An 18,834-nucleotide genomic window follows, 5' to 3' on the forward strand; every position below is an offset into this window, starting at 1 on the left:
TCCACCTCAACGCATCCCGCTCTAGGCCGCCTCAGGCGGCGGCGCGCCCGCCTGCCAGCGCATCCAGCGTCGCACGGAGGGTGGCGTCCAGCCCCAGCCCGACCTGTCGGGCGGCCATCACGTCGCCCGACAACCCGGCGGCCTCGAGCCGGGCCGCCAGGGTGGACAGGCGCCGCGCCCCCAGCGTGGCCGCCGAGGATTTCAGCGCGTGGAATTCCCGCGCCACCGCCGCCAGGTCCCCGACCGCCAGCGCCGCGCCACCACGCGCCACCCGGCTCTCGGAATCCTCGCGGAACAGCCGCGCGATCTCGGCCGAGGCGGCGGCACCGACCACCTCCTCCAGCGCCGCGAGCGCGGAGAGGTCGAGCAGGGGCTCCTCCGCCGCCATGGGTTCAGCCCACGCGGGCCAAGGGGGGGGCCGCGATGCCCGCGCGGGCATCCAGCCATTCCTGGAACGCCTCGGCCGTCATGGGCTTGCCGATGCCGAAACCTTGCGCCACGTCGCAGCCCATCTCGCGCAGCATGTCCATGGCGGCTTCGGTCTCGACCCCCTCGGCCACGGTGGTGAGGCCCAGCGTGTGGGCCAGGCCGATGATCGCCTTCACGATCACCCGCGCGTCGCGGTCCGTCTCCATGGTGCCGACGAAGGCGCGATCAATCTTCAGCTCGGAGAAGGGCATCCGGTGCAGTTCCACGAGCGAGGAGAAGCCCGTGCCGAAATCATCCAGCGAGAGATTCACCTTCCGGATTCGCAGCCGCGTCAGCATGGCGGCGACGGCCGCCGTATCGGCCATGGCCGCCGTCTCGGTGATTTCGAGGGTGAGGCTGGAGGGGTCCGCGCCGGTGCGGGCCAGGATCTCCCACACGCGGTCCGCGAAGTCCGGGTCGTCCAGGGAGCGCGCGGAGACGTTCACCGCCACCGAGAGCCCGGGGTGCCGTTGGCGCCAGCTGGTCAGGTCGGTCATGGCGCGCTCGATCATTTGGTAGGTCAGCGGCGTGATGGAGGGGCCGGCCTCGACCAGGGGCAGGAAATGGCTGGGGCGAGCAGCCCACGCGAGGGATGTTGCCAGCGCACCAGCGCCTCGCACCCCACCGCCGCGCCGTCGCTCAGCCGCACCTTGGGCTGGTAGCGCGGCACGAGCTGGTGGCTGGCCAGCGCGTCCTGCACGTCGGCTTCGCGAATCGGCAGGACCATGGCGGCGGCCGCGGCCAGGCGGGCGCGCAGATCATGCGGCTGGAAGGGCTTGGCCAGCGGTTCCAGCATCTGCAGTCCGAGCGAGCGCCCGATGCGGACGGCGGCGCCGACCAGCCTGTCCTCCAGGCCACTCAGCACGATGATGGCGCAACGGCTGTTGAGCCTGGCCAGCGCCTCCAGCACGCAGATGCCGTCCTGCTCGCCGATGGCGAGGTCCAGCAGGACGAGTTCCGGCGGGTCGCTGGCGGCGGCGGCCAGGAAGGCGGCCGGGGCGTCGAAGCCCAGCGCCTCGAAACCCGCCGCCTCGGCGACGCGGCGGGCGATCTCGCGGATCGTAGGGTCGTCGTCCACGATGTGCAGTCTGGAGAGGCTCATGCGCGTCCCTTCAAGGAGGACGAGCATGGCCCCTCAGCCTTAGCGGAGCGTTAAGGCCCCGCCGCCACCTCACACGGCGGCGAGGGATTCCCGCCGCAGCGTCACCGCCAGCTCATCCAGCGCGGCGCCGAAGCGCGTCACCATGTCGGTGATCTCGGCCTCGGTGATGACCAGCGGGGGCGAGAAGGCGATGCTGTCATTGGGCAGGCTGCGCAGGATCAGCCCATGGCTTTCCGCGATCTTCACCAGGCGCGGCGCGATCTTCATCGCCGGGTCGAAATTGGCGTGGGTCGCCTTGTCCGCCACCAGTTCCACCGCGCCGATCAGCCCCATGCCGCGCACCTCGCCCACCAGCGGGTGGGAGGCCAGCGCCCGCAGCCCGTCCTGCATGGTGGGCGCCACGCGCTTCACATGGCCCACGATGTCGATCTCGTCATAGATCTTCAGCGTCTCCACCGCGACGGCGGCCGCCACCGGGTGGCCCGAATAGGTGAAGCCATGGCCGAAGGTGCCAAGCCCCGCGCTGCCATCGGCCAGGCCTTCGAACACCCGCTCATTCACCATGACGGCCGAGATGGGCAGGTAGCTGGAGGAGAGCGCCTTGGCGCAGGTCAGGATGTCGGGCCGCATGCCGAGCGACTGGCTGCCCCAGTATTCGCCCGTCCGGCCGAAGCCGCAGATGACCTCGTCCGCCACCAGCAGCACGTCGTGCTTCTTCAGCACCGCCTGGATCTTCTCGAAGTAGGTGGCGGGCGGGAGGATGACGCCGCCGGCGCCCATGATGGGTTCCGCGAAGAAGGCGGCAACCGTGTCGGGGCCTTCGGACATGATCATCGCGTCCAGCTCCTCGGCGAGGCGGGTCGCGAAGGCCTCCTCCGATTCGCCGGGGCGGGCGTTGTGGTAGTGGTGCGGCGTGCCGGCATGCAGGATGCCCGCGATCGGCAGGTCGAAGAATTTGTGATTATAGGGCAGCCCGGTCAGCGAGGCCGAGGCGATGGTCACGCCGTGATAGCCCTTCAGCCGGCTGATGATCTTCTTCTTCTGCGGCCGGCCGATGGCGTTGTTGTAGTACCAGATCATCTTGATGGCGCTGTCATTCGCCTCGGAGCCCGAATTGGCGAAGAACACCTTGCTCATCGGCACCGGGGCGCGTTCCAGCAGCATCTCGGCCAGGTCCACCTGGGGTTCGTGGGTGCGGCCCGTGAAACCGTGGTAGAAGGGAAGCTGGCGCATCTGCTTCGTCACCGCTTCCACCAGGCGTTCATTGTGGAAGCCCAGCGCCGCGCACCACAGCCCCGCCACCGTCTCGATGTAGCTCTTCCCCTGGTCGTCGAAGACGCGCACCCCCTCGCCGCGGGTGATGACCAGCGGGCCGTTCTTCTGGTGCGCGCGGGCGTCGGTGTAGGGGTGCAGCACGCTGGCGACGTCACGGATGGCGGTGGAATTGCGCGGGGGAGTCATGGGATGGGTTCCTGCCTTGGCCTCAGTCGGACACAGTGTAGGCTCACACATGCCATCGCGTCACGGGATCGCTTGACGCACTTCACAGCGCCGGGCCAAAGCCCGCCCCATCAGCCGGAGCCCTGCCCGCGATGACCGAGATCAAGCCGCACGCCGCCCATTGGGGCTTCTTCGACGCCGTGACCGAGAATGGGCGGCTGGTGGGCGTGCGCCCCTTCGCGCAGGACCCGGTGCCGGCCACGCTCATCGAGAGCATGCCGGAAACGGTGCACAGCGCCGCCCGCGTGGACCGCCCCTACGTCCGCAAGGGCTGGCTGGAGGGGCGGCGGCGTGGCGCGCTGCGCGGCGGCGACGCCTTCGTCCCCGTCTCCTGGGACCGCGTGACGCGGCTGCTGGCCGAGGAAACCGCCCGCGTGCGCGCCGAGCATGGCGATGCGGCGATCTATGGCGGGTCCTATGGCTGGTCCTCCGCCGGCCGCTTCCACCACGCCAAGAGCCAGCTGCAGCGTTTCCTCGGCATGGGCGGCGGCTACACCTACAGCGTCAATGCCTATTCCTACGCCACCGCCCAGGCGCTGGTCCCGCACATCATGGGCACCAACGAGGTGGTGCTGGGCCGCATGACCGACTGGGCCGCCATCGCGCGCCACGCCAAGCTGATGCTGTGCTTCGGCGGGCTGGCGGCGAAGAACGGCTATGTCACCTCGGGCGGCGCGGCCATGACCTATGGGCCCAACATGCGCCGCGCGGCGGCGGCCGGCGTGCGCATGGTGAACATCTCGCCCTATCGCGGCGACACCGAGGATGCGCTGAACGCCGAATGGGTGCCCATCCGCCCCGGCACCGATGCCGCGCTGATGCTGGCCATACTGAACCACATCGTGGCGCTGGGGCGTGAGGACCGCGGCTTCCTCGCCACGCATTGCGTGGGTTGGGACAAGCTGCGCGCCACGTTGGATGACCGCACCCCCGAATGGGCCGAGGGCATCACGGGCGTGCCAGCCTCCACCATCCGCGACCTGGCGCAGCGCTGCCTCGACAACCCGACCATGCTGACCGCGGCCTGGTCCCTGCAACGCGCCGATTATGGCGAGCAGCCCTATTGGGCGCTGGTGGCGCTGGCGGCCGCGCTGGGGAATATCGGCAAGCCGGGGCAGGGGGTGGCCTTCGGCTATGGCTCCTCGGGCGGCATCGGCAATCCGCGGCGGGAGATGCCCTCCATCAGCCTGCCCGCCACGCGCAACCCCGTCTCGCATTTCATCCCGGTAGGGCGCATCTCGGAATTGCTGGAACGGCCGGGCGGGACGCTGACCTATAACGGCCGCGACCTGCCGCTGCCGGACATCCGCATGATCTGGTGGGCGGGCGGCAACCCGTTCCACCACCACCAGGACCTGAACCGGCTGCTGCGCGCCTGGTCCCACCCCGAGACCATCGTGGTCAGCGAACCCTGGTGGACCGCCGTGGCCCGCCACGCCGACATCGTGCTGCCCGCCACCACCACGCTGGAACGCAACGACATCGGGCACTCGTCGCGCGACCGCTTCCTGCGCGCCATGCACCAGGCCATCCCGCCCCAGGGCCAGGCGCGGAACGACCACGACATGCTGGCCGACATCGCCGATGCCGCCGGTTTCCGCGACCGCTTCACCGAGCAGCGCGACGAGGGCGCCTGGCTGCGCTTCCTCTACGACAAGTGGCGCACGGCCTGCGGGCGCGTGGGCTTCGACGCGCCGAATTTCGACGCCTTCTGGGCGGCCGGCCATGTCGAATTGCCCGAACTCCCGCCCGGCGAGGAATACACGCAATTCGCCGATTTCCGCGCCGACCCGGAGGAACACCCCCTCGATACGCCCTCCGGCAAGGTGGAGCTGTTCAGCGAAACCATCGCGGGCTTCGCCCTGCCCGACTGCCCGGGCCTGCCGACCTGGATCACGCCGCGGGAATGGCTGGGGGGGGCCGCGCAGGACGAACTGCACCTGCTGAGCTACCAGCCCCCCACGCGCTTGCACTCGCAGCTCGACCCCGGGCCGATCGCCGCGCGCGACAAGATCCAGGGGCGCGAGCCGATCCTGATGCACCCGGACGACGCCGCCGCGCGCGGCCTCACCGACGGCCAGGTGCTGCGCGTCTTCAACGCGCGCGGCGCCTGCCTGGCGGGGCTGCGGCTGGATGACCGGCTGCTGCGCGGCGTGGTGCTGCTGGCCACCGGCGCCTGGTTCGATCCGCTGGAACCCGGCGTGCCCGGCAGCCTCTGCGTCCATGGCAACCCCAATGTGCTGACGGCGGATGTGGCGACCTCCAGCCTCACCCAGGGCCTGTCGGCGCAATCCTGCCTGGTGCGGGTGGAGCCCTGGACGGGTGAATTGCCGCCGGTGCGCGCCCATATCCCCCCCGTCATCGAGGAAGCCGCCGCTTGATCCTTCGCCGCACCCTGCTCGCCACGCCGGCCCTGCTGCCGGCCGTCGCCTTCGCGCAAAGCCTGCCCCCCGTGGCGCAGGATGACAGCACGGCCCCGGGCTGGCGCCGCGCCACGCTGATCCGCTGGGGGGACCGCGTCACCTTCGACGCGCCGCCCTTCGACCCCGCGCGGCTGGATGCCGAGGGCGCGGGCACGCAGTTCGGCTGGGATGCGCGCATCGCCGCCCTGGTCGTGCCGCCCCCGGCCGCCGATGGCGTGCGCCGCGCGGTGCTGGCCGTGGCACACCCCACCGTGAACCCCGCCATGGCCTTCCCCGGCGGCGTGGACCGGCCGGAGGTCGCCTCCCGCATGCAGGGCGCCAGCCTGCTGAACCTGGAACAGCAGGGCGGCCGCTGGATCATCGTGGATGGCGGCTTCCAGGCAAGGCGGCTGACGGCGGCCAACCTGTGCTCCACCAGCGGGCCGGGCGCCGAGATCCTGGGCGGCGCGGTGCGCGGCCTCCTGGCGCCGACGGGCGGCGCCGCCACCCCCTGGGGCACCCTGCTGCTGACCGAGGGCGACCCCAGCCCCTGGGCCGGCCGCCTGCCCGAGTTCGGCCGTGGCGAGGCCTATGGCTGGGCGGTGGAGCTGGACCCGCTGGAGCCGCAATCCATTCCGGTGAAGCAGACGGCGCTCGGCCGTTTCCCCAAGGCCGATGCCGCCGCCGCCGCGAGCCGCGACGGCCGCGCCGTGGTCTTCCTGGCCGAGCAGGGGGCGGGGGGCTACCTCTTCCGCTTCGTCTCCGAGGGGCCGGCCGCGCCGGGGGCCCTGGCGCTGGGCACGCTGGCCGCCGCGCGGATGCAGGGCGGCCGCCTCACCTGGCTGGCCCTGCCGCCTGCCGCCTATGCCAATGCCTCGGAGGCGGCGCGCCAGGCGGGTGCCACCGCCATGGACCGTCCGCAGGGGCTGGACTGGGACGCCCGCACCAATCGCCTGCTGGCCTGCGGCGATTTCGGCGCGCTGGCCCTGACGCCGGATGGCGGCGACCCCGCCGCCGATTCCATGGCCGTGGGCCGCGTGGGCGGCCAGGGGCTGGGTCGGCTGGGCAGCGTCAGCGCCGATCCGCGCGGCCGCGTGCTGCTGGGCGGCCTGGGCGACGGCGTGGTGGGCGCCAGCGCCCAGCCACTCTGGCTGGCCGAAGGCGGGCGGGCCAATGCCATCTACGCCGCCCCCCGCGCGGCCGATGTGGGCGGCGCGGTGGCCAGCCCCGATGGCGGGACCATCTTCGCCGCCGTCCGCCGGCCGGGCGCCGAGCAGGGCGCGAGCTTCAACCGCCCCGCCACGCGCTGGCCGGAATTCGCGGCCGGGCAGCCGCCACGCTCGGCCATCATCGCGCTCACGCGGGGATGATCCTGCCGGGGCCGCGCGTGCTGGCCACCATCACCCCCTCCGGCAACACGGTGGTGGAGGCGGTGACCCAGGCCATGCTGCGCGCGCGGCCCGACGTGCTGCCCATCTTTTCCCGGATTGCCGTGCATGGCGCGGTGGACCGCTTCCCGGACCGCTACGACCTGGAGGGCATGCTGGGCGCGACCGAATTGCTGGCCCATGCGAAGCCCGACGTCATCGTGTGGAATGGCAGCAAGGGCGGGATCATCGGGCTCGACCATGACCGGGACCTGGTGGCGCGCATCACCGCCGCCACGGGCGTGCCGGCCACCACCTCGGCGCTGGTGCTGGAGGCGCGGCTCAAGGCGCGCGGGCCGACACGGCTGGGCTTGGTCACCCCCTACAGCGACGCCTATCAGGCGCGCCTGCTGGCAGCCTTTGCCGCGCGCGGCTGGGTGGTCGGCGCGGAAAGCCATCTGGGGCTGACCGACAACCTCTCCTACGCCTCGGTGCCGCTGGAGCGGCTGCGCGCGCAATGCGAGGCGGTGGCGCCGCATTGCGACGTGCTGCTGGGCTGGTGCACGAACTGCCCCGTGGCCGCGCTGGGGCCGGAAGTGGCCGGGCGGCCCTTGTGGGACGCCACGGCCTTGGGGGTGGAAGGCGGGCTCGCGCTTATTCCGCCGCCATCCGCTGCTGGCTGAGCACGGCCCAGACCTTCTCCGGCGTCACCGGCATATCAATGTGGGCCACGCCCAGCGCATCACACACCGCGCTGACCACCGCCGGCGGCGCGCCGCAGGACCCGCCCTCGCCCGCCCCCTTCACGCCCAGGTCGTTGGAGGGGCAGGGCACCACGTTCAAATCCACCTCCAGGTCCGGCAGGTCGCTCGCGCGCGGCATGCAGTAGTCCTGGAAAGTGGCGGTGAGGAACTGGCCGCTCTCGGCGTCGTAGCGCGCGTGTTCGTACAGCGCCTGGCCGATGCCGGAGACGATGCCGCCATGGCATTGCCCATGCACCAGCAGCGGGTTCAGCGGCACGCCCACATCATCCACCGCGGCATAGCGCACGACGGCCACTTCGCCCGTGTCGGTGTCCACCTCCACCTCGGCCACGTGGCAGCCATTGGGGAAGTTGCACTCGGTGTTGCGCTTGTAGAGGAGTTCCTCGTCCAGCCCCGGCGTCTCGCCCGGGATCTCGGCCTGGGCGATGTCGGCCCAGGTGAGGGTGCGGTCGGTGCCGGCAATGCGGAAGATCTCGCCCTCATGCTCGATATCGGCCTCGGCCGCTTCGAGGATCAAGGCGGCCAGCCGCTTGGCCTTGGCCAGCACCAGTTCGGAGGCACGCGCCACGGCCACGCCGCCCATCTGCGAGGAGCGTGAGCCCCCCGTGCCGCCACCCGCCGGCACCACGTCGGAGTCGCCCTGGATCAGCCGCACCTTGTCGAAGGGAATGCCGAGCCGCGCGTGCAGCACCTGCGCGAAGGCCGTCTCATGCCCCTGGCCATGGCTGAAGGTGCCGACATGCACCAGTGCCTCGCCCTGCGCGTTGATGCGCACCCGCGCCCATTCGGCCGGCTGCCCGCCCGAGGCCTCGATGAAGAAGCCGAGCCCCCGCCCGCGCAGCTTGCCGCGCGCGCGGCTTTCGGCCTGACGGGCGGTGAAGCCCTCCCAGTCCATCAGGGCGAGGGCCTGCTGCTGGGTTTCCTCGAAGCGGCCGCTGTCGATCTCGTTACCGGCGCAGTTCACATAGGGAATCTGCTCGGGCTTCACGTAGTTGCGCGCGCGGATCTCCTCGCGGCTGATGCCGAAGGCCAGCGCGCCCTGGTCCAGCAGGCGCTCGATCACATAGGCAGTCTCGGGCCGGCCCGCGCCGCGATAGGCGTCGGTGGGTGCGGTGTTCGTGAAGACGCACTTCACCCGCGTGCTGACGGCTTGCATGTCATAGACCGTGCCCTGGATGCGCCCGCCCGCGATGGTGGGAATGCGCGGGCCGAAGTCGAAGAGGTAGCCGCCCATCGCCGCGATGGTCTCGACCTTCATGCCGAGGATTTTTCCCTGTGCGTCGAAGGCCATCTCGGCATGGGTGACGTGATCCCGGCCGTGCGGGTCGCACATGAAGGTTTCCGTCCGGTCCGCGCGCCACTTCGCGGGGCGGCCCAGGCGCTTCGAAGCCCAGAGCACCATCGCACTCTCGGGGAAGAGCTTGCCGCGCAGGCCGAACCCGCCGCCCACATCGGGGCTGATGACGCGCATCTTCTCCTTGGGGATCTTGAAGATGTACTGCGCCAGGCCCTCGCGCACGCGGACCACGCCCTGGGTGGGGCTGTGCAGCGTGTAGTGGTCCTTGGCCGCGTCGTATTCGCCCAGCGCCACGCGCGGTTCCATCGGGTTGCCAACCAGGCGGTTGTTCACCAGTTCGACGCTGACCACGCGCGCGGCCTTGGCGAAGGCTTCCTCCGCCTGGGCTTCCTTCTTGTTGGACCAGTACACGCAGACATTGGAGCCCAGCTGCTCCCAGATCACCGGCGCATCGGGCGCCGCCGCGGCGGCGGTGTCGGTGACCGAGGGGAGGATGTCGTAGTCCACCATCACCAGCTCGGCCGCGTCCTGCGCCTGGGCGCGGGTCTCGGCCACCACCAGCACCACGGGGTCGCCCACGAAGCGGACGAAGTCGGTCTGCAGCACCTTGCGGGGCGGGCACCAGGCGGGCTTGCCGTCGAGGCCCGGCACCTCGACCTGCACGGGGAAGAGACCCAGCCCATCGGCATCGGCGTCCTGGCCGGTCAGCACCGCCAGCACGCCGGGCGCGGATTTGGCGGCCTCGGTGTCCATGGAGAGGATGCGCGCATTGGCGTGCGGGCTGCGGAGCACCACCGCCCAGGCCTGGCCCTCGCGGTTGATGTCGTCGGTGTAGGTGCCCGCCCCCGTCAGCAGCCGCACGTCTTCCTTGCGACGCACAGGCTGGCCGATGCCGAATTGGTCCATGAACATGTCTCCCCAAGGCTTCCCTGCAAACTAGGTGTGGGGGGTCGCCCTGGCAACGCGGGGCCGTTACGCTTCTTCGCGGAGGAGACAATATGCGTTTCGACCTGCCGGACACGCCCCCGGGCGCCGAGGCCCTGCGCGCCGAGCTGCGCGCCTTCCTGGCCGAGGCGGGCCGCGCCTGGACCCCCGAGATCCGCGCCCGTTCCTGGATGGGCTTCGACCGCGATTTTTCGCGGGAGGTCGGCGCACGCGGCTGGATCGGCATGACCTGGCCCAAGGCCTATGGCGGGCATGAGCGTTCCGGCCTGGAACGGGTGGTGGTGCTGGAGGAGATGCTGGCCGCCGGCGCCCCCGTGGGGGCCCACTGGATCGGCGACCGGCAGTCGGGGCCTTTGATCCTGCGGCTGGGCACCGAGGAACAGCGGCGGCGCATCCTGCCCGGCATCGCGCGCGGCGAACTCGCCTTCTGCATCGGCCTCTCCGAGCCCGATGCAGGCAGCGACCTCGCCAACCTCCGCACCAAGGCCGAGCGCGTGCCTGGCGGCTGGAAGCTGAACGGCCGCAAGATCTGGACGACCTTCGCGCACAAGTCCGACTACATGATCGCGCTGGTGCGGACCTCGCCCGCGCCGGAGGGCGGGTCGCGCCATGCGGGCCTCTCGCAGTTCCTCGTGGACTTGCGCCTGTCCGGCATTTCCATCCGGCCCATCCGCGACTTGGCGGGGGCGGACAGCTTCAACGAGGTCACCTTCGACGATGTGATGCTGCGCGAGGATGACCTGGTCGGCGCCGAGGGCGCGGGCTGGGCGCAGGCCACCAGCGAACTAGCCTTCGAGCGCAGCGGGCCGGACCGCTACCTCTCCTCCTACCCCGCCCTGTCGCTGGGCCTGGATGCGCTGGCCACGAACCCGGTGCCGGGTGCCGAAGTGACGGTGGGCCGCATGGTGGCGCGGCTCTCCGCGCTGCGCGGCATGTCGCTTTCGGTGGGCGGCATGCTGGAGCGCGGCGAGGACCCGGCGGTGGAGGCGGCGCTGGTGAAGGATGTGGGCAATGTCTTCGAACAGGCGCTGCCCGAGCATCTGCGCGGCCTGCTCGACCCGGAGGACAGCCCCGCCGAACTGCGCGCGCTGCTGGCCGCGCTGACGCAGCTGACCCCCACCTTCAGCCTGCGCGGCGGCACGCGGGAAATCCTGCGCGGGATCATCGCGCGCGATCTGGGACTGCGCTGACCATGAGCGAACTTCGCGGCATCCTTGTCGAACAGGTGGAACGGCTGGTGGCCGATGCGGGCGGCGTGGCGCCGCTGCGCGAGGTCGAGGCGGGCCAGTTTCCGCAAGCCCTCTGGGATGGGCTGAGCGAACAGGGTCTGGCGCTGGCCCTGGTGCCGGAGGAGGCGGGCGGCGTCGGCCTCTCCTGGGGCGATGCGGCGGCACTCTGGCAGGTGCTGGGCAAGCATGGCGCGCCGGTGCCGATGGCCGAGGCGATGCTGGGCGCCGCGCTGCTCTCTGCGGCGGGCGTGGAAGTGCCCGATGGCGTGCTGGCGCTGGGCGAGAAGGGCGCACCCTTCGGCCGCCATGCCGCGAATGCGGTGAAGCTGGACGGCGCGCGGCTGACGCTGCACCCCGTCGAGGGCGCCAACCCGGGCGCGAACATCGGACGTGAACCGCGCGATGACCTGACGCTCGCGCCACGCAGCGCCGCCGGCATCCTGCCCAACAGCCATGGTCCGCGCGCGCTGCGCCTGGGCCTCGCGCTGATTCGCGCCGCGCAGATCGCGGGCGCGCTGGAACGCATCCTGGCACTCGCCGTGGATTGGGCGAACACGCGCAAGCAATTCGGCCGGCCCATCGGCAAGTTCCAGGCGGTGCAGCAGCAATTGGCGGCCATGGCAGGTGAGGTCGCGGCGGTGCAGGTGGCCGTCAGCAATGCCGCGCGCGCGGTGGATGCGCGCGGCTTGGCGGAAGCGGGCTTCGAGATCGGCTGCGCCAAGGTCGTGGCTGGCGAGGCCGCGACCTTCGGCGCCGCCACCGCGCACCAGGTCTTCGCCGCCATCGGCATCACCGAGGACCATGAGCTGCACCATTTCACCCGCCGCCTCTGGGCCTGGCGCGAGGAGGGCGGCACCGACCGCGCCTGGGCCGCCGAGATCGGCAAGCTCGCCCTCGCCCGCGGCGGCGCGAACCTCTGGCCCGACCTGACCGCACGCGACGCCTGAAGGAACACCCTGGCATGACGAACTTCCTCAAGATCGAGCAGGACGGCCCGATCGTCACCCTCACGCTGAATGCACCGGACCGGCGCAACGCCATCTCCTCCTTCGAGGATTGCGCGGAGGTGGAGGAGGCCTGCCGCCGCATCGCGCGCGATGACAGCGTGCGCTGCGTGATCCTGACCGGCGCCGACCCCGCCTTCTGTTCGGGCGGCGACCTCAAGGGCATGCGCGACCGCAAGGGCATCATGGCCGCCGACAGCCCGGCCGTGATGCGCGAGAACTACCGGCGCGGCATCCAGCGCATTCCGCTGGCGCTGTGGGAGCTGGACCTGCCCACCATCGCCGCCGTGAATGGTGCGGCCATCGGCGCGGGGCTCGACCTCGCCTGCATGTGCGACATGCGCGTGGCGAGCGAGAAGGCCATCTTCGCGGAGAGCTTCGTGCGCGTGGGCATCGTGCCAGGCGATGGCGGGGCCTGGCTGCTGCCGCGCGCCGTGGGCATGGCGATGGCAGCGGAGATGTCCTTCACCGGCGACCCGCTGAATGCCGAGCAGGCGCTGGCCGCGCGGCTGGTGTCGCGCGTGGTGCCGCATGGGGAACTGATGGGCGCGGCGCGCGAACTCGCCGCGCGCGTGGCGAAGAACCCGCCCCAGGTGCTGCGCATGACCAAGCGGCTGCTGCGCGAGGGGCAGCACATGTCGCTCGCCTCGCTGCTGGAGATGTCGGCGGCCTTCCAGGCCATCGCGCACGAAACGCAGGACCACAAGGAGGCGGTGAACGCCATGCTGGAAAAGCGGCAGGGCGTGTTCACGGGGCGATGAGCGACCCCGTCCCCGCCATCCTCGAAGGCGACGCGACCGGCGAGATCGCAGCAATCTTCGCCGACATCCGCGCCACCTACCGCATCGGCGTGGTGAACCTGATCTGGCGGCACCTGGCGGTGTTTGACGGCGCGCTGCCCTGGGCCTGGGCCAGCCTGAAGCCGCTCTATGTCGGCGGGCATGTGGCGGCGGCGGCCGCGGTGCTGCGGGCGGAACGCCCACTGCCGGAAGCGCCGCGTGTGCCGGCGGCGGCCTGGGCCTGCATCGGCCTCGACCCCGCGCCGGTGCGCGACGTGATCGCGGCCTATGACCGCAGCAACCCCATGGCACTGGCGGCGCTCACCCTGCTGCGCGAAAGCACGGCACCGGGCTTCGCGGCCAGCGGCACGCCGCGCGCGCCCGTGTTCCCGGAGGAAGCGCCCATCCCGTTGCCTGCCCTGCTCACGCTGGACGAGATGCCGCCGCAGGCGGCGGAGATGGTGCTGGCGCTGAACGCGCTGGGCAGCACGGCCGAGGCGCCCATCCTGGCCAGCATGTACCGCCACATGGCGCATTGGCCGGGCGCGCTGTCACTGGCTTACGGCGTGCTGGCGCCGCTGCACGCCAGCGGCGCCTTGCAGGCGGCCATCGCCGCCACGCGCGACCTGGCGCGGGAGGAAGCGGGACGCATGGCGATCCTGCTGCCACGCCTGCCGCCACCGCCCGACCTGCCGCCTGTGCAGGCGGCGCTGGATGCCTTCATCCAGGATGCCATCGGGCGGATGGTGGTGAATGGCGGCGTGCTGGGGGGGAGCCTTTAGCCCCGCCCCTCGAACGGCATCTTCGTCGCCTTGATGGTCATGAACAGCACGTTCGCATCCAGCGTCAGGCTGTCCATGTAGACGATGGCGTTGGCCACGTTCTGCACGTCCATGGTGGGTTCCACCATCATCTCGCCATTGGGCTGCTTCACGCCCTTGGTCATGCGCTGCGTCATGTTCGTGGCGGCGTTGCCGATATCCACCTGGCCCGCGCAGATGTTGTATTTCCGCCCGTCCAGCGCCAGCGACTTGGTCAGCCCCGTGATGGCGTGCTTGGTGGCGGTGTAGGCGATGCTGTCTGGCCGCGGCGCATGCGCGCTGATCGAGCCGTTGTTGATGATGCGTCCGCCCTGCGGCGTCTGCTCCTTCATCATGCGGAAGGCCTGCTGCGCGCAGTAGAAGCTGCCATTGAGGTTGACGTTCACCACCTCCTGCCACTTCTCCACCGGCAGATCCTCCAGCAGGAAGCCCTGCACGCCCATGCCGGCATTGTTGAACAGCAGGTCGCAGCGGCCCCAGTTCGACTTTACCTTGGTGAAGACCGCGGCCACGCTGTCCGGGTCGCCCACATTGGTCGGCACGGGCATGGCATTGCCACTGTTGGCGCCGGCCATCTGCGCGGTCTCCTCCAGGTCGGCCTGGCGGCGCGCCACCAGCGCCACGCGATAGCCCGCCTTCAACAGGGCCAGCGCCGCCGCGCGCCCGATGCCCGTGCTCGCCCCCGTCACCACTGCCACCTTGCTCATGCCGTCTCGCTCCCCTGGCTCGTTGCGGCGCAAGATTGCGCCGGGGGCGCGCGGGCCGCAATCTGGGCCCTTGCGGGGCGGCGGATTCACCGCTCCGGTGTTCCACCTTCGCGGATCCGACGCTCCATGACCCTGTCCTTCACCTGCGCCCCCGCGAACGCAAGCACCAACCCGCCGCGACGCCGCGCGCCACAGGGCGCCTGCGACAGCCACTTCCACATCTTCGGGCCGTATGATCGCTTCCCGCTAAGCGAGGCTCGCCCCTACACGCCGCCGCCCGCGCTGGTGCCGCACTACCTCGACATGGCGAACACGCTGGGGCTGACGCGGCGCGTCATCGTGCAGGCCAGCGTCTATGGCACCGACAATGCCGTGACGCTGGATGCGGTAGCGCAGCTCGGCCGCGCCGACAGCCGCGCCATCGTGGTGGTGGAGGATGACGCGCCCTTGCAGGCCATGGCCGATGCCGGTGCGGTGGGCGTGCGCTTCAACGCCGTCAGCGGCAATGGCGCGCCGCTGGAGCAGCTGGAAGCCCTCGCCCGCCGCATCGCGCCGCTGGGCTGGCACATCCAGCTTTTCCTGAAGGGAGAGGCGCTGGTGGAACTGGCCCCCCGCCTCGCTGGGCTGCCCGTGCCCGTGGTGCTGGACCACATGGCCGGCGCCCGCGCCGCCGAGGGCGCGAACAGCCCCGCCATGGACGCCGCCTGCCGGCTGCTGGACACGGGCCGCGCCTGGGTGAAGCTCTGCGGCTATCGCGCCAGCCGCCCGCCCTATGACGACCTGGCGCCGCTCGCGCGCCGCTTTCTCGGCACCGCGCCCGAACGCTGCCTCTGGGGCACCGATTGGCCCCACACGCAGTTCAGCACGCCGGAGCAGATGCTCGACGACGGGCTGCTGCTCGACTGGCTGGACGACTGGCTGCCCGACGAGGCCACGCGCCAGCGCGTCCTCGTGGACAACCCGGCGAAGCTCTACGACTTCCCGGCGTAGCTCTTGTCCATGCCGGCCGAGGGGTCCGATTGCGGGCCATAGGGCATGATGGGATAGCGAAGCCCGGCCTTGGACAGGCCGATCAGCCCCTCGATCCCGCGCGCGAAATCGGCGGGGGGGCCGGCCATCAGCATCTCGTCATCGGCGACGCCACCATAGCGGCGCTCCGCGTAGCAGGGGATGGAGAGGCAGACTGTGCGGTCGCGCAGCGCCCGGCCCCAGGAATCCGCGCAGGCGCTCTCGCCCGTGATGGAGAAGTCATACCGGCGGTAGTTGCGCCATTGCAGCCCGTTGATGAACAGGATCATCTGCGCCGGGTTCGCATAGAACAGGCACACATCCGGCGGGTTCAGCCGGCCCGAGCGCAGAGGCGAGACCACCAGCGCATGATATTCCGGCGGCACGCGCGGCATCTGCGCCTGGTGCGCGGCCGAGGCCTCCAGGTTCTCGAACCAGACGCCCTCCATCTTGCGGCCCGACAGGTAAAGCTCGGAGGGCTGGTTCAGCCCGATCACGCCCCCGCAATTGGAGAATTCCGGGACATTGTCGTGGGTGATGCCCAGCGTGAAGCCCGCGATGCGCGCCTGCGTGACCAGCTGGCAGGTGGAAAAGCGCTTGCCCGCCGGGGGGCGACGAAGCCCCTGGACCGCCTCCAGCTCGGCCGCGTCGCGCATCAGCTTCATGCCGAAGGGCAGGGTGCGGAGCTTCAGCAGCTCCGACAACTGCGAGGCGAGCTGGACCAGTTCAGGCCCCGTCGGCGCGGGCTTGTCGGTGATGCCATCGGGCATGTTGCTTCCTCCTGATTTCCTCCCAGCGTGGCACGAATGCGCGCCCCGCAGGAAGCCGGCGGGTGACAGCGGCGCGCGCGCGTGGTGGTGTAGGACCAGACCGATGGACCAGCACGCCCCCCTCACCGCCTATGACCTGACGCGACCCGCCACGGCCCTCTGCCCGCTGGTCTTCACCTCGCCGCATTCGGGGCGGGACTACCCGCTGGAGTTCCTGGCCGCCGCGCGGCTCGACGCGCAATCCCTCCGCCGCAGCGAGGACGCCTTCGTCGAGGAGCTTTTCGCCGCCGCCCCGCGCCTTGGCGCCCCCCTGCTGGCCGCCCGCTTCCCCCGCGCCTGGTGCGACGCCAACCGTGAGCCGTGGGAGCTGGACCCGGGCATGTTCGACACCCCCCTGCCGCCCTGGGTGAACAGCGCAAGCCCACGCGTGGGCGCGGGGCTCGGCACCATCGCGCGCGTGGTGGCCTCGGGCGAGGCCATCTACCGCCGCCGCCTCTCCTTCGGCGAGGCGGAAAGCCGGGTGCGGAACTGCTGGGAACCTTTCCACACGGCGCTGGGCGACCTGATCGCCGAGACGCGGGTGCAGTTCGGCGCCTGCCTGCTGGTGGATTGCCACTCCATGCCGAGCCACCCCGCCCCGGGCGCCGACCAGCCCGACATCATCCTGGGCGACGCCCATGGCACCGCCTGCGCCCCCCGTGCCACGCGCCTCATCGAGGCCGCGCTGCAGCGCCAGGGCTACCGCGTGCGCCGCAACGACCCCTATGCCGGCGGCTACATCACCCGCCATTACGGCCGCCCGCGTGAGCGGGTGCACGCCATCCAGATCGAGATCGCCCGCAGCCTCTACATGGACGAGGCGCGGATCGAGCGCCACGCCGGCTTTGACCGGCTGCGCGCCAACCTGGCCGCCATCCTGGCCGGCCTGGCCCAGGAGGACTGGTCCTTCCTGTAGGGCGGGATGCGTCGAGTGGAATCACCGAAGGCGCTGAATCCCGCCCTCAACAATGGCAGGAGCGGGCGGCGTTCGCGCCGCGCGCTCCAGGGAGAGGAACCCCCGATATGCCCGACGCCGTCCTGTTCGAGACCGTGGCCCCGCATGTGGCGCTGGTCACGCTGAACCGGCCCGAGGCGCGCAACGCCGTCAACGGCGCGCTGGCCCAGGCGCTGGACGCCGCCGTGGCGCGGGTGGAGGCGGAGGACGAGATCCGCGTGGCCATCCTGACCGGCGCCGGCCCGCATGCCTTCTGCGCCGGGGCCGATCTGAAGGAGGTGGCGGGCGGGCGCGGGGCCGATCTCTACACCGAGCGTGGCGGCTTCGCGGGCTTCGTCCGCGCCTCTCGGAAAAAACCCTGGATCGCGGCCGCGCAGGGCCATGCACTGGCGGGCGGGCTGGAATTGCTGCTGGCCTGCGACATGGCGGTGGCGGCTGAGGGCGCCACCTTTGGCCTGCCCGAGGTGAAACGCAGCCTGGTGGCCGCGGCCGGGGGCGTCTTTCGCCTGCCCCGCGCCCTGCCACGCGCCATCGCCTTCGAGATGATCGCAACCGGCGAGCCCATCACCGGCACCCGCGCCGAGGCCCTGGGCCTGGTCAACGCCGCCGTGCCGGCCGAGCAGGTGATGGCGGCCGCCCTGGCGCTGGCCGCGCGCATCACGGTGAACGCCCCCATCGCCGTGCGGGAGAGCCTTGCCATCGCCCGCCGCGCGACCGACCTGGAGGATGACGCCCTCTGGACCCTGTGCGGCGAGGCGAGCCGCGCGATCCGGGAGACGGAGGATTTCCAGGAAGGCCTGCGGGCCTTCATCGAAAAGCGCGCCCCCCGCTGGGTGGGGCGCTGAGGGAGGAATGCCGATGATCCGCCGCCACCTGCTGCTGGGCGCGCTCGCCCTGCCCGCCGCCAGCCAGGAGGGGCTTCGCGTGGAGGTCTGGCGCGACCCCTATTGCGGCTGCTGCGAGGGCTGGGTCGCGCATCTGCGGCAGGAGGGCTTCGCGGTCACGGACCGCGTGGTGCCAAGCGTGGGGCCCTTCCGCCGCGCGCTGGGCACGCCGTCCGACCTGCTCTCCTGCCATGCGGCGCGGGTGCAGGGGGTGGCGCTGGAGGGGCATGTGCCCGCCCACGCCATCCGCCGCTTCCTGGCGGAGCGCCCCGCCGGGTTCGTGGGGCTTTCGGTGCCGGCCATGCCCATCGGCACCCCGGGCATGGAAGTGCCGGGGCGGGAGGCCGAAATCTATGAGGTGGTCGCCTGGCGGCGGGATGGCAGCCACACGCCCTGGCTTCGCATGCGGGGCGCGCTGCCGGTCTGACGCGTAGCTATTCCGCCGCGCACTCGCAGCCCGGGGTGGGGCCGGAGTCGGCGCGGGTCACGTGGTGGTCCACCCATTCGGCCACCAGCCGCCGCGCCTCGGCCACCGAGGCTTCGGGGTGATGGACGCGATAAAGCGTGGTGCAGGCCTGGAAGGCCGCCATGTCGTTCTGCCCCACATCGCGCAATTCGCGATAGGCGGTGATGACCGCCCGTTCGCAGCGCCGGGCGATGTGGCTGTAGTCGCGGCCCATGAAACCCTCCAATTGCGAATCACTCGCAATGTCAGAGTACGATACCGACGTCTGAACGGCTGTTCAAGTGTTGTTCGCAGATGCGGGAGGGGGCGTTTGCCCCCTGGACCATG

At 71.3% G+C, this 18,834-nt stretch carries 17 protein-coding genes and 1 pseudogene; 11 read left to right on the forward strand and 7 right to left on the reverse strand.

The genetic code is table 11. The annotated features are described in order from the left end of the window. Window positions 1-31: 31 nt before the first annotated feature. From JTN19_RS09910 to JTN19_RS09925, 3 genes and pseudogenes are all read right to left on the reverse strand, one after another. Window positions 32-388 (reverse strand): Hpt domain-containing protein, encoded by a 357-nt coding sequence (locus JTN19_RS09910; RefSeq protein WP_206931910.1) that lies wholly within the window; start codon window positions 386-388, stop codon window positions 32-34. A gap of 4 nt (window positions 389-392) precedes the next feature. Next, a pseudogene (locus tag JTN19_RS20585) lies at window positions 393-1,597 on the reverse strand (EAL domain-containing protein). 42 nt (window positions 1,598-1,639) lie between these two features. Further along, complete coding sequence (locus tag JTN19_RS09925) at window positions 1,640-3,031, reverse strand: aspartate aminotransferase family protein (protein ID WP_206931916.1); 1,392 nt, start codon at window positions 3,029-3,031, stop codon at window positions 1,640-1,642. Between the two features lie 131 nt (window positions 3,032-3,162). Here JTN19_RS09925 and JTN19_RS09930 point away from each other — a divergent pair, with 131 nt between their 5' ends. Genes JTN19_RS09930 through JTN19_RS09940 form a run of 3 tightly spaced genes read left to right on the forward strand, consistent with a single transcriptional unit; the run spans window position 3,163 to window position 7,522 of the window. Beyond that, entirely contained in the window at window positions 3,163-5,451 is a 2,289-nt protein-coding gene (locus tag JTN19_RS09930; RefSeq protein WP_206931918.1) for a molybdopterin-dependent oxidoreductase, read from the forward strand. Continuing rightward, window positions 5,448-6,842, forward strand: a complete 1,395-nt coding sequence (locus tag JTN19_RS09935) for an alkaline phosphatase PhoX (protein ID WP_206931919.1) — start codon at window positions 5,448-5,450, stop codon at window positions 6,840-6,842. The genes JTN19_RS09930 and JTN19_RS09935 overlap by 4 nt, the downstream gene beginning before the upstream one ends. Continuing rightward, the gene (locus JTN19_RS09940) at window positions 6,839-7,522 is read left to right on the forward strand and encodes an aspartate racemase/maleate isomerase family protein (RefSeq protein ID WP_206931922.1); all 684 of its coding nucleotides are present in this window, start codon (window positions 6,839-6,841) and stop codon (window positions 7,520-7,522) included. The genes JTN19_RS09935 and JTN19_RS09940 overlap by 4 nt, the downstream gene beginning before the upstream one ends. On the opposite strand, the gene JTN19_RS09945 is transcribed toward JTN19_RS09940, so the two are convergent. Beyond that, complete coding sequence (locus tag JTN19_RS09945; protein ID WP_206931923.1) at window positions 7,494-9,806, reverse strand: xanthine dehydrogenase family protein molybdopterin-binding subunit; 2,313 nt, start codon at window positions 9,804-9,806, stop codon at window positions 7,494-7,496. The two genes, JTN19_RS09940 and JTN19_RS09945, sit on opposite strands and share 29 nt — an antisense overlap. A 92-nt stretch (window positions 9,807-9,898) precedes the next feature. Here JTN19_RS09945 and JTN19_RS09950 point away from each other — a divergent pair, with 92 nt between their 5' ends. From JTN19_RS09950 to JTN19_RS09965, 4 genes are read left to right on the forward strand one after another with little or no spacing between them, the layout of a single operon-like run. After that, window positions 9,899-11,035, forward strand: a complete 1,137-nt coding sequence (locus JTN19_RS09950) for an acyl-CoA dehydrogenase family protein (RefSeq protein WP_206931925.1) — start codon at window positions 9,899-9,901, stop codon at window positions 11,033-11,035. 2 nt (window positions 11,036-11,037) lie between these two features. Then, window positions 11,038-12,021, forward strand: a complete 984-nt coding sequence (locus tag JTN19_RS09955) for an acyl-CoA dehydrogenase (protein ID WP_206931930.1) — start codon at window positions 11,038-11,040, stop codon at window positions 12,019-12,021. A 14-nt stretch (window positions 12,022-12,035) separates the two neighbouring features. Next, the gene (locus JTN19_RS09960) at window positions 12,036-12,839 is read left to right on the forward strand and encodes a crotonase/enoyl-CoA hydratase family protein (RefSeq protein ID WP_206931931.1); all 804 of its coding nucleotides are present in this window, start codon (window positions 12,036-12,038) and stop codon (window positions 12,837-12,839) included. After that, the gene (locus tag JTN19_RS09965) at window positions 12,836-13,639 is read left to right on the forward strand and encodes a hypothetical protein (RefSeq protein WP_206931932.1); all 804 of its coding nucleotides are present in this window, start codon (window positions 12,836-12,838) and stop codon (window positions 13,637-13,639) included. Before JTN19_RS09960 ends, JTN19_RS09965 begins: the two co-directional genes overlap by 4 nt. On the opposite strand, the gene JTN19_RS09970 is transcribed toward JTN19_RS09965, so the two are convergent. After that, window positions 13,636-14,385 (reverse strand): SDR family oxidoreductase, encoded by a 750-nt coding sequence (locus JTN19_RS09970; protein ID WP_206931933.1) that lies wholly within the window; start codon window positions 14,383-14,385, stop codon window positions 13,636-13,638. The genes JTN19_RS09965 and JTN19_RS09970 overlap by 4 nt on opposite strands. Before the next feature lie 126 nt (window positions 14,386-14,511). Here JTN19_RS09970 and JTN19_RS09975 point away from each other — a divergent pair, with 126 nt between their 5' ends. Next, the gene (locus JTN19_RS09975) at window positions 14,512-15,375 is read left to right on the forward strand and encodes an amidohydrolase family protein (RefSeq protein ID WP_206931934.1); all 864 of its coding nucleotides are present in this window, start codon (window positions 14,512-14,514) and stop codon (window positions 15,373-15,375) included. On the opposite strand, the gene JTN19_RS09980 is transcribed toward JTN19_RS09975, so the two are convergent. Further along, the gene (locus JTN19_RS09980; protein WP_206931936.1) at window positions 15,357-16,163 is read right to left on the reverse strand and encodes a DUF169 domain-containing protein; all 807 of its coding nucleotides are present in this window, start codon (window positions 16,161-16,163) and stop codon (window positions 15,357-15,359) included. The genes JTN19_RS09975 and JTN19_RS09980 overlap by 19 nt on opposite strands. 103 nt (window positions 16,164-16,266) lie before the next feature. Here JTN19_RS09980 and JTN19_RS09985 point away from each other — a divergent pair, with 103 nt between their 5' ends. The 3 genes from JTN19_RS09985 to JTN19_RS09995 all read left to right on the forward strand — a co-directional run bounded on the left by JTN19_RS09985 (window position 16,267) and on the right by JTN19_RS09995 (window position 18,468). Continuing rightward, the gene (locus tag JTN19_RS09985) at window positions 16,267-17,118 is read left to right on the forward strand and encodes an N-formylglutamate amidohydrolase (RefSeq protein WP_206931938.1); all 852 of its coding nucleotides are present in this window, start codon (window positions 16,267-16,269) and stop codon (window positions 17,116-17,118) included. 107 nt (window positions 17,119-17,225) lie between these two features. Next, entirely contained in the window at window positions 17,226-18,002 is a 777-nt protein-coding gene (locus JTN19_RS09990; RefSeq protein ID WP_206931940.1) for an enoyl-CoA hydratase-related protein, read from the forward strand. A 13-nt stretch (window positions 18,003-18,015) separates the two neighbouring features. Beyond that, entirely contained in the window at window positions 18,016-18,468 is a 453-nt protein-coding gene (locus tag JTN19_RS09995; protein WP_242531024.1) for a DUF411 domain-containing protein, read from the forward strand. A 7-nt stretch (window positions 18,469-18,475) separates the two neighbouring features. Here JTN19_RS09995 and JTN19_RS10000 read toward each other — a convergent pair whose 3' ends face one another. Continuing rightward, a complete protein-coding gene (locus tag JTN19_RS10000) occupies window positions 18,476-18,721 on the reverse strand; it encodes a hypothetical protein (RefSeq protein WP_206931944.1) in 246 nt (81 codons plus the stop codon). Window positions 18,722-18,834: the final 113 nt, after the last annotated feature.

It is taken from the genome of Roseococcus thiosulfatophilus (assembly GCF_017311575.1).
Taxonomy (GTDB): Bacteria; Pseudomonadota; Alphaproteobacteria; order Acetobacterales; family Acetobacteraceae; genus Roseococcus; species Roseococcus thiosulfatophilus.

Bases quoted from the DNA above. Each gene is read 5' to 3' on its own strand.
- JTN19_RS10000 (WP_206931944.1), bottom strand. From the start codon at position 18,721: ATGGGCCGCGACTACAGCCACATCGCCCGGCGCTGCGAACGGGCGGTC.
- JTN19_RS09955 (WP_206931930.1), top strand. From the start codon at position 11,038: ATGAGCGAACTTCGCGGCATCCTTGTCGAACAGGTGGAACGGCTGGTG.
- JTN19_RS09985 (WP_206931938.1), top strand. From the start codon at position 16,267: ATGGACCAGCACGCCCCCCTCACCGCCTATGACCTGACGCGACCCGCC.
- JTN19_RS09965 (WP_206931932.1), top strand. From the start codon at position 12,836: ATGAGCGACCCCGTCCCCGCCATCCTCGAAGGCGACGCGACCGGCGAG.
- JTN19_RS09940 (WP_206931922.1), top strand. From the start codon at position 6,839: ATGATCCTGCCGGGGCCGCGCGTGCTGGCCACCATCACCCCCTCCGGC.
- JTN19_RS09925 (WP_206931916.1), bottom strand. From the start codon at position 3,031: ATGACTCCCCCGCGCAATTCCACCGCCATCCGTGACGTCGCCAGCGTG.
- JTN19_RS09975 (WP_206931934.1), top strand. From the start codon at position 14,512: ATGACCCTGTCCTTCACCTGCGCCCCCGCGAACGCAAGCACCAACCCG.
- JTN19_RS09960 (WP_206931931.1), top strand. From the start codon at position 12,036: ATGACGAACTTCCTCAAGATCGAGCAGGACGGCCCGATCGTCACCCTC.
- JTN19_RS09950 (WP_206931925.1), top strand. From the start codon at position 9,899: ATGCGTTTCGACCTGCCGGACACGCCCCCGGGCGCCGAGGCCCTGCGC.
- JTN19_RS09910 (WP_206931910.1), bottom strand. From the start codon at position 388: ATGGCGGCGGAGGAGCCCCTGCTCGACCTCTCCGCGCTCGCGGCGCTG.
- JTN19_RS09945 (WP_206931923.1), bottom strand. From the start codon at position 9,806: ATGGACCAATTCGGCATCGGCCAGCCTGTGCGTCGCAAGGAAGACGTG.
- JTN19_RS09970 (WP_206931933.1), bottom strand. From the start codon at position 14,385: ATGAGCAAGGTGGCAGTGGTGACGGGGGCGAGCACGGGCATCGGGCGC.
- JTN19_RS09995 (WP_242531024.1), top strand. From the start codon at position 18,016: ATGATCCGCCGCCACCTGCTGCTGGGCGCGCTCGCCCTGCCCGCCGCC.
- JTN19_RS09980 (WP_206931936.1), bottom strand. From the start codon at position 16,163: ATGCCCGATGGCATCACCGACAAGCCCGCGCCGACGGGGCCTGAACTG.
- JTN19_RS09990 (WP_206931940.1), top strand. From the start codon at position 17,226: ATGCCCGACGCCGTCCTGTTCGAGACCGTGGCCCCGCATGTGGCGCTG.
- JTN19_RS09930 (WP_206931918.1), top strand. From the start codon at position 3,163: ATGACCGAGATCAAGCCGCACGCCGCCCATTGGGGCTTCTTCGACGCC.